The organism is Streptomyces sp. NPDC056361, from assembly GCF_042262805.1.
In the GTDB taxonomy this organism is placed as follows: Bacteria; Actinomycetota; Actinomycetes; order Streptomycetales; family Streptomycetaceae; genus Streptomyces.
Genome location: NZ_JBHJQI010000221.1, coordinates 1 through 9,174 on the forward strand (window position 1 = coordinate 1; position 9,174 = coordinate 9,174).

Annotated in this window: 9 protein-coding genes; 3 read left to right on the forward strand and 6 right to left on the reverse strand. The window is 70.7% G+C overall.

Features of this window, described 5'->3' with window-relative positions:
- Positions 1 to 46: 46 nt before the first annotated feature.
- From ACFCY7_RS38255 to ACFCY7_RS38275, 5 genes are all read right to left on the reverse strand, one after another.
- Entirely contained in the window at positions 47 to 931 is an 885-nt protein-coding gene (locus ACFCY7_RS38255) for a prohibitin family protein (protein ID WP_376490698.1), read from the reverse strand.
- Between the two features lie 111 nt (positions 932 to 1,042).
- On the reverse strand, positions 1,043 to 1,873 hold the full coding sequence (locus ACFCY7_RS38260) for an MBL fold metallo-hydrolase (protein WP_376490699.1): 831 nt from the start codon (positions 1,871 to 1,873) through the stop codon (positions 1,043 to 1,045).
- A complete protein-coding gene (locus ACFCY7_RS38265) occupies positions 1,870 to 2,757 on the reverse strand; it encodes an NUDIX hydrolase (protein WP_376490700.1) in 888 nt (295 codons plus the stop codon). The genes ACFCY7_RS38260 and ACFCY7_RS38265 overlap by 4 nt, the downstream gene beginning before the upstream one ends.
- Positions 2,758 to 2,847: 90 nt before the next feature.
- A complete protein-coding gene (locus ACFCY7_RS38270) occupies positions 2,848 to 3,318 on the reverse strand; it encodes a RidA family protein (protein WP_376490701.1) in 471 nt (156 codons plus the stop codon).
- Positions 3,315 to 3,473: a DUF4177 domain-containing protein gene (locus ACFCY7_RS38275; protein ID WP_015034547.1), complete on the reverse strand. Its 159-nt coding sequence runs from the start codon at positions 3,471 to 3,473 to the stop codon at positions 3,315 to 3,317. The genes ACFCY7_RS38270 and ACFCY7_RS38275 overlap by 4 nt, the downstream gene beginning before the upstream one ends.
- Before the next feature lie 169 nt (positions 3,474 to 3,642).
- On the opposite strand from ACFCY7_RS38275, the gene ACFCY7_RS38280 reads away from it, so the two are divergent.
- Both ACFCY7_RS38280 and ACFCY7_RS38285 read left to right on the forward strand, forming a co-directional pair.
- Positions 3,643 to 4,605 (forward strand): ArsA family ATPase, encoded by a 963-nt coding sequence (locus ACFCY7_RS38280; RefSeq protein WP_376490702.1) that lies wholly within the window; start codon positions 3,643 to 3,645, stop codon positions 4,603 to 4,605.
- Positions 4,606 to 4,790: 185 nt separating this feature from the next.
- Positions 4,791 to 6,110 (forward strand): ArsA family ATPase, encoded by a 1,320-nt coding sequence (locus ACFCY7_RS38285; RefSeq protein ID WP_376490704.1) that lies wholly within the window; start codon positions 4,791 to 4,793, stop codon positions 6,108 to 6,110.
- Between the two features lie 28 nt (positions 6,111 to 6,138).
- Here ACFCY7_RS38285 and ACFCY7_RS38290 read toward each other — a convergent pair whose 3' ends face one another.
- A complete protein-coding gene (locus ACFCY7_RS38290; protein WP_015034550.1) occupies positions 6,139 to 6,483 on the reverse strand; it encodes a WhiB family transcriptional regulator in 345 nt (114 codons plus the stop codon).
- Positions 6,484 to 6,899: 416 nt separating this feature from the next.
- Here ACFCY7_RS38290 and ACFCY7_RS38295 point away from each other — a divergent pair, with 416 nt between their 5' ends.
- Positions 6,900 to 9,137, forward strand: a complete 2,238-nt coding sequence (locus ACFCY7_RS38295; RefSeq protein WP_376490703.1) for a transglycosylase domain-containing protein — start codon at positions 6,900 to 6,902, stop codon at positions 9,135 to 9,137.
- Positions 9,138 to 9,174: the final 37 nt, after the last annotated feature.

Genomic DNA, 9,174 nt, shown 5'->3' on the forward strand with positions numbered 1-9,174 from the left:
CCACCGAGAACAACACAAAAAAATAACTAATCCGACGGGCGGACGGTCAGCGCTTCGAGCCGTCCACGATCACCGGGGTCGAGGTGCCGTCGCCGCAGGGCACGGCGTAGACCGCGTTCTTCGCCGCGGCCTCCTTGAAGGCGTCGATGCACTGGTTCATGAGGACCTTGTCGGTCAGCGAGTCGTTGAGGATCTTGTTGGCGCGGGCGATGCCCTCCGCCTCGATCCGGCGCCGGTCGGACTCGGCCTTGGCGGTGCGGGAGGCCTCGATGGCCCGCTCGGTGGCCTGCTGCTGCTGGATCTTGCGGTCGATCTGGCCCTGGAGGGCGTCCGAGGGCTTCACGTTGCGCAGGTTGACCGTGGTCACGACGATGCCGCGCGGGGCCAGGCGCTCCTTGATCAGGTCGCCGATCTCGGCGTTGATCTTCTCGCGGTCGGAGGCGTACCCCTGCTCGCTCGAGTAGCGGGCGAAGACGTTGCGGACGATCTCACGGCTGTCCGGGTAGACGAGCCGCTGCTGGATGGCGTCCTCGGTGCCCGCGAGCTTGTACAGCTCGACGGCCTTGGACGGGACGACGGCCCACTTCACCGTCACCTCGGCGTACATGACACCGCCCTGGGAGGAGCGGACCTCGACCACGTCCTTGTCGGAGAGGTTGAGGTCGACCGGGCGGGTCGAGAAGGTCGTGACGCTCGTGAACGGCGACTTCACGTGCATGCCCGAGGTCATGGGCGAGCCCACCTTGCCGAAGGCGACCGGCACGCCGACCTCGTACGCGCTGATCACGTACGTCATGCTCACGATCAACGAGAAGACGCCGGCCAGGACCGCTCCGAGGGCACCGAACTTCAGCCCGTTGGAGTCGTTGGCACGACCGACGAAGTAGAGCACCACTGCGGCGATGACCAGCAGGATGGCGATGACGAACACGGGCGTTCCCCCCGAAAGCTACGGCCAGAAGTAAGCGGAGCGTAAAACACAGGTCAAGGAGACCGAAGGGTCGGGGGGCCTCTCGGTTCAGGATCGTGACAACTCCGCCGCTCAGCCCAGGCCGCGCTCCCGCAGGTACTCCAGCTGCGCCCGCACGGACAGCTCCGCCGCCGGCCACAGCGAACGGTCCACGTCCGCGTAGACGTGGGCGACGACCTCCGCCGCCGTCCGCAGGCCGCCCGCGACCGCCGACTCGACCTGGGCGAGCCGGCCCGCCCGGTGCGCGAGGTAGAACTCCACGGCCCCCTGCGCGTCCTCCAGGACCGGCCCGTGCCCCGGCAGGACCGTGTGGACCCCGTCGTCGACGGTCAGCGAGCGCAGCCGCCGCAGCGAGTCCAGGTAGTCGCCGAGCCGCCCGTCCGGATGCGCGACCATCGTCGTCCCGCGCCCCAGGATCGTGTCGCCCGTCAGCACCGCCCGGTCGGCGGGCAGATGGAACGAGAGCGAGTCCGAGGTGTGCCCGGGCGTCGGGACGACCCGCAGCTCCAGACCGCCGACGGTCACCACGTCCCCCTCGCCGAGCCCCTCGTCACCGAGCCTCAGCGCCGGGTCGAGGGCCCGTACGGCCGTCCCCGTCAGCTCGGCGAAGCGCCCGGCGCCCTCCGCGTGGTCCGGGTGGCCGTGGGTCAGCAGGGTCAGCGCGACCCGCTTGCCGAGCTTCTCGGCGGTGTCGACCACATGGCGGAGGTGGCCCTCGTCGAGCGGCCCCGGGTCCACCACGACGGCGAGGTCCGAGCCGGGCTCCGAGAGGAGCCAGGTGTTGGTGCCGTCCAGCGTCATCGCGGACGGGTTCGGCGCCAGGACGTTCACGGCGCGGGCCGTAGCGGGCCCGGAGGCCACCAGACCGCGCGGCTGCCCCGGCAGCGCCGCCGCGTCGCTCATCGCGCGTCCCCCGTCGGAATGATCTTGGTGAACTCCTCGTGCCCCGGCCAGCTCAGGACCAGCTCGTCGCCCTCCAGACGGGCCTGGGCGAGCACCGGCGCCATGTCCTGGCCGCCCGCCGCCGCCGGCACCTCGGCCGCCGAGCCGTACCGCTCCAGGGTGCGCAGCGTCGAGATCGTCGGCGGCATCATCATCAGCTCGCCCCGGTCGTAGCCCGCCGCGGCCTCCGCCGGACGGATCCAGACCGTGCGGTCCGCCTCACCGGAGACGTCCCGGGTCCGCTGCCCGGCCGGCAGCGCGGCCACGAAGAACCAGGTGTCGTACCGGCGCTGCTCGAACTCCGGCGTGATCCAGCGGGCCCACGCGCCCAGCAGGTCCGAGCGCAGGACGAGCCCGCGCCGGTCGAGGAAGTCGGCGAACGACAGCTCGCGGGCGACCAGCGCCTCCCGGTCCCGCTCCCACTCCTCGCCGGTCGTGTCGCCGACCACCGTGTCCGCGGTCTCGCCGGCCAGCAGGACGCCCGCTTCCTCGAACGTCTCGCGCACGGCGGCGCAGACCACGGCCTGGGCCTGCGCGGCGTCGTCGAGGCCGAGCCGCCCGGCCCACTCCTCCAGCGACGGGCCCGCCCAGCGGACCGGCTGCTCGTCGCGCGGGTCGACACCGCCGCCGGGGTAGGCGTACGCGCCGCCCGCGAAGGCCATCGAGGTGCGACGGCGCAGCATGTGGACCTCGGGGCCCGCCGCGCCGTCCCGCAGGAGCAGGACGGTGGCGGCACGCCGGGGCGTCACCGGGGTGAGCTCACCGGCGGCGAGGGCACGGATGCGGTCGGGCCATTCCGGCGGGTACCACTGACCGTTCGTCTGATTCGGCTGACCATTCGGCATGGCCGGATGCTATGCGCAAGCATCGGAATGCACGAGAGCCGGCTTCCCCGGAACGGGGAAACCGGCTCCACGCGTGTGCGTGCGGAGTGATCAGGCCTCGACGAGCTCGACCTGGACCTCGACCTCGACCGGGGCGTCGAGCGGCAGCACGGCCACGCCGACGGCGCTGCGCGCGTGCACGCCCTTCTCGCCGAGCACGGCGCCGAGCAGCTCGCTGGCGCCGTTGACGACGCCCGGCTGGCCGGTGAAGTCGGCGGCGGAGGCGACGAAACCGACGACCTTCACGACGCGCTTGATGCGGTCGAGGTCACCGGCGACCGACTTCACGGCCGCGAGGGCGTTGAGCGCGCACGTGGCGGCGAGCTCCTTGGCCTCCTCGGCGGTGACCTCGTCGCCGACCTTGCCGGTCACCGACAGCTTGCCCGCCACCATCGGGAGCTGGCCCGAGGTGTAGACGTACACGCCCGACTGCACGGCCGGCTGGTACGCGGCCAGCGGGGGCACGACCTCCGGCAGGGTCAGGCCGAGCTCGGCGAGCCTCGCCTCGACGGCCCCGCTCACGACTTGGCCCGCTTCAGGTAGGCCACGAGCTGCTCGGGGTTGTTCGGCCCGGGCACGACCTGGACGAGCTCCCAGCCGTCCTCGCCCCAGGTGTCCAGAATCTGCTTGGTCGCGTGCACCAGAAGCGGCACCGTGACGTACTCCCACTTGGTCATGGGGCCGACTGTATCCGCTGCCGCGCGGCTGCCCTCCGAGGCGGCCCCCGCAGCCGCCCGACGCTTCCGCGCCGCTTCCCCTGCTCGTGCCCCCCGACGCGTCCCCTAGGGGCGTTCTCCGGGGCGGTCCCCTGATTGGGCACGGGCGCCAGTGGTTAGGCTCGACAGCGTGAGCAGGCTCCAGGTCGTCAGCGGCAAGGGCGGTACCGGTAAGACGACGGTCGCCGCCGCCCTCGCCCTCGCCCTCGCGACGGAGGGGAAGAGAACCCTCCTCGTCGAGGTCGAAGGCAGACAGGGCATCGCACAGCTCTTCGAGACGGAAGCCCTTCCGTACGAGGAGCGCAAGATCGCCGTCGCGCCGGGCGGCGGCGAGGTGTACGCGCTGGCGATCGACGCCGAGCGCGCGCTCCTCGACTACCTCCAGATGTTCTACAAGCTGGGCAGCGCGGGCCGGGCCCTGAAGAAACTCGGCGCGATCGACTTCGCGACGACCATAGCCCCGGGCGTCCGGGACGTGCTGCTGACCGGCAAGGCCTGCGAGGCGGTCCGGCGGCGCGAGAAGCACGGCGGCCACACCTACGACCACGTCGTCATGGACGCCCCGCCCACCGGCCGCATCACCCGCTTCCTCAACGTCAACGACGAGGTCGCCGGCCTGGCCAGGATCGGCCCGATACACAACCAGGCGCAGGCCGTCATGCGGGTCCTCAAGTCCCCCGAGACGGCGGTCCACCTGGTGACCCTCCTGGAGGAGATGCCGGTCCAGGAGACCGCCGACGGCATCGCCGAGCTCCGCGCCGCCGAACTGCCGGTGGGACGGGTCGTGGTGAACATGGTCCGCCCGCACGTCCTCGACGGCGCGGCCGTACGGGCCGCCTCCGGCGACCACCGGGACGCCATCGCGCGGACCCTGGCCTCGGTCGGCGTCGCGGGCGGCACGGGCCTGGTCGAGCCGCTCCTCGACGAGGCGGTCGAGCACGCCCGCCGGGTGGAGCTGGAGCGGGACCAGCGCGCCGTCCTGGACGGCATCGGGGTCCCGTCGTACGAACTCCCCTTCCTGGGGGACGGGGCGGACATCGCGGGGCTCTACCGCCTCGCGAAGGAACTGCGGAAGCAAGGGGTGGGCGCGTGACGCAGCAGGCAGCCAGCGGCGATCCCGGCACCGTGCCCGCCGCGGACGCCGCCGACCGGACCGCCCCGACGACCGGGCCCGGCGCGGACGCCGCCGCGGACGGCCCCGGCCCGGCCGCGGCAACCGGTTCCGGCCCGGCCGCGGCGAACGGTTCCGACCCGGCCGTCGCGAGCGGGCTCGACGCCGTGCCGGTGCTGGACCTGGATCCGCTGATCGACGACCGGGGCACCCGGATCATCGTCTGCTGCGGTGCGGGCGGGGTCGGCAAGACGACCACGGCGGCGGCGCTCGGCGTGCGGGCGGCGGAGCGCGGACGGCGGGTCGTGGTCCTCACCATCGACCCGGCCCGCCGGCTCGCCCAGTCCATGGGCATCGACTCCCTCGACAACACCCCGCGCAAGGTCGACGGAATCAAGGGCTCCGACGGCGGCGAGCTGCACGCGATGATGCTCGACATGAAGCGGACCTTCGACGAGATCGTCGAGGTGCACGCCGACCCCGAGCGGGCGCAGGCGATCCTGCGGAACCCCTTCTACCAGTCCCTGTCGGCCGGGTTCGCCGGTACGCAGGAGTACATGGCGATGGAGAAGCTGGGCCAGCTCCGGGCCCGCGACGAGTGGGACCTGATCGTCGTCGACACCCCGCCGTCCCGGTCCGCGCTGGACTTCCTCGACGCGCCGAAGCGCCTCGGGTCGTTCCTCGACGGGAAGTTCATCAAGCTGCTGATGGCCCCGGCGAAGGTGGGCGGCCGGGCCGGGATGAAGTTCCTCAACGTCGGCATGTCGATGATGACGGGCACGCTCGGGAAGCTGCTCGGGGGTCAGTTCCTCAAGGACGTGCAGACGTTCGTGGCGGCGATGGACACGATGTTCGGCGGCTTCCGGACCCGCGCCGACGCCACGTACAAGCTGCTCCAGGCCCCGGGCACGGCGTTCCTCGTGGTCGCCACACCGGAGCGGGACGCACTGCGGGAGGCCGCGTACTTCGTGGAGCGGCTGGCCGCCGACGAGATGCCGCTGGCGGGCCTCGTGCTCAACCGGGTCCACGGCAGCGGCGCCGCCCGGCTTTCGGCCGAGCGGGCGCGGGCCGCCGCGGAAAATCTTGACGAGGGGCGCATTGTGGATCAGGGGGGCGGGAAGGCTGAACTGCGTGGCTCCCCGGCCACGAAGCCCGAGCCGTCCGATCTCGCCACCGCCGCCGCAATCCCCGTTTCGCAGGCTGCCCCCACAGCCGAACCGGCCGCACAGCACGACGACGACACAGACACCAGCACGGACCCGGACACGGACGTCGACGTCCGCCATCTCACCGCGGGACTTCTGCGCCTGCATGCCGAGCGCATGCGGGTGCTCGCGCGTGAGCAGCGCACGCGCGACCGCTTCACCGCGCTCCACCCCGAGGTGGCGGTGGCCGAAGTGGCCGCCCTGCCCGGCGATGTGCACGACCTCGCCGGGCTGCGGGCCATCGGTGACCGGCTCACGGCCGGGCGGATGCCCTCGGCCTGAGCGGAGTCGCGTACGGGTCGGTCGGGGTCTAGCCGACCGCCGCGTACGCCTCGTACGTCGCGTCGTCCTCGATCGCGACGGGCAGCAGGCCCGCGCCGCGCTCGTACTCCGTGCGCGCGGTCTCCAGGAGCCGGCGCCACGAGGTGACGGTCGGCCTCCTGCGCAGCAGGGCGCGGCGCTCGCGCTCCGTCATGCCGCCCCACACGCCGAACTCCACCCGGTTGTCCAGGGCGTCGGCGAGGCACTCGGTCCGCACCGGGCATCCGGTGCACACCGCCTTTGCCCTGTTCTGCGCCGCTCCCTGTACGAATAGTTCATCCGGATCGGTAGTGCGGCAGGCCGCCTGCGCACTCCAGTCAGCTACCCAGCCCATACCGGCGCCGTCCTCTCCCGAATCGAGGCTCCCCCACGGCGACAGCGGCATATTCACCGCTGCCAGTTGGGACGTTACGGAAGGTGGGCACAGCGCAACACCCCCTTCGGGCCCAATCTTGGATGGCCCGAACGGACTATGCGTGCGCGTCAGATCACCCAGGGGAGTGATCGAAGGACATGCGTGTGATAGCGGACATACCGTGCAGATACGCCCTTCCTCGACGGGGCCACTCCGGGCACCGTGTGACGCATGAGCCGTAATCGGACACGAGCTTCCCGTGTTTCGGGGTCACGGGAATTCATATCGATGTCACGCACGGGTCTTGATGCGAGACCGCACTGCTGTGACAGTTGTGAGCAGCTTAGGCCAAGGCATATACGCGTGTCCGGCGAATGAGAACGTAGGCTGCCCCCATGGCAAAGAAGCGCTCGGGCGGTGGTCTGACCGGGACCCAGCAGGCCGCCAAGTTCCTCGGTGTCAGTGTGCTCTCCGGAGCCGTGCTGGCGGGCATCGCCCTGCCCGCGGCCGGCGCACTGGGACTCGCCGCGAAGGGCACGGTCGAGGGGTTCGACGAGATCCCCTCCAACCTGAAGACCCCGCCGCTGAGTCAGCGCACCACGATTCTCGACTCCGAGGGCGGGCTCATCGCCACGGTGTACTCCCGGGACCGCAAGGTCGTCCCGCTGGAGAGGATCTCCCCGTACATGCAGAAGGCGATCGTCGCGATCGAGGACGGCCGCTTCTACGAGCACGGGGCGATCGACCTCAAGGGCGTGCTGCGCGCGATCAACCGCAACGCGCAGTCGGGCGGTGTCGCGCAGGGCGCGTCCACCCTCACCCAGCAGTACGTGAAGAACGTCTTCGTCGAGGAGGCCGGTGACGACCCCGAGAAGGTCGCCCAGGCCACCCAGCAGACCATCGGCCGCAAGGTCCGCGAGCTGAAGTTCGCGATCCAGGTCGAGGAGGAGCTGGGCAAGAAGAAGATCCTCGAGAACTACCTCAACATCACGTTCTTCGGGCAGCAGGCGTACGGCATCGAGGCCGCCTCCCAGCGGTACTTCTCCAAGCCGGCCGCCGACCTCACCCTGGGCGAGGCGGCGATGATGGCCGGCCTCGTCCAGTCGCCGAGCCGCTACGACCCGATCAACGACATCCAGGAAGCCACCAAGCGCCGCAACGTGGTCCTCCAGCGGATGGCCGACGTGAAGGACATCAGCCAGGCCGAGGCCGACGAGGCGAAGGCCGCCCCGCTGAAGCTGAAGGTGAAGACCCCGAAGAACGGCTGCATCACCGCCGTCGACGGCTCCGGCTTCTTCTGCGACTACGTCCGCAAGACGATCCTCAACGACCCGACCTTCGGCAAGACGGCCGAGGAGCGGCAGAAGCTGTGGAACCTGGGTGGTCTCACCATCAAGACCACGCTCGACCCGCGCGCCCAGGCCGCCGCCAACGAGGCCGCCATCGCGAAGATCAACAAGGACGACCAGGTCGCCGCCTCGGTCGTCCAGGTCAAGCCCGGCACCGGCAAGATCATCTCGATGGGCCAGTCCCGCCCGTACGGCCTGGACCAGAAGCAGCACCAGACCACGCTCAACCTCGCCGTCGGCAGCAAGATGGGCGGCACCACGTACGGCTTCCAGGTCGGCTCGACCTTCAAGCCGATCACCGCCGCCGCGGCCCTGGAGAAGGGCCTGAGCCCGGCCCAGGTCTTCGACACCCCCACCAAGATCGACATCCCGGAGACCGACTACACCCGCTGCGACGGCAAGCCCGCGGGTTACGGGAACTGGGAGGTGAACAACGAGATCGAGTCGGAGAAGGGCGCCTATGACATGACCAGCGCCCTCGGCAAGTCCATCAACACGTACTTCGCCAAGCTGGAGCAGATGGCCGGCCTGTGCGAGACGCTGACGATGGCGAAGCACGTCGGCTACGAGCGCGAGCTGGGCAAGCCCGTCAAGCAGAGCCCGTCCATCACGCTCGGCAGTATCGAGAGCACCCCGCTCGACATGGCGTCCGTCTACGCGACCTTCGCCAACCGGGGCATGTACTGCACCCCGGTCGTCATCGAGTCGATCAAGGCCGCCAACGGCGACAAGCTGAACGTGCCCCAGTCGAAGTGCTCGCGCGCGATGTCGCAGCACACCGCCGACGTCATCAACCAGATGCTCAAGGGCGTCGTCGAGGACGGCACCGGTACGCGGGCCGGCCTGAGCGACCGTGACAACGCGGGCAAGACCGGTACCACCAACGACCGCAAGGACGCCTGGTTCGTCGGCTACACCCCGAACCTGTCCACCGCCGTCTGGGTCGGTGACGACGTCGGCGAGAAGAAGTCGATGTACGACATCACCATCGGCGGCGAGTACTACGAGAAGGTCTGCGGTGGCTGCCTCCCCGGCCCCATCTGGAAGATCGCGATGACGGGCGCGCTCGACGCCTCCGAGACCCCGGGCTTCAACACCGTCTCCGTACCGCGGGCCGAGAAGCCCAAGGACCCGGAGAAGGGCGACGAGGGCCCGAACAAGCCCCGCAAGCCGGGCGACGCCAAGCCGGGCGACACCGACCCGACCAACCCGTTCCCCGGGATCACGATCCCGCCGGACATGCTGGGCGGCGGCGACGGCCGACCGGGCCGCGGCAACCGCTGACACCCCGACACGCGAGAGGGCGCCCCCACCTGGTGGG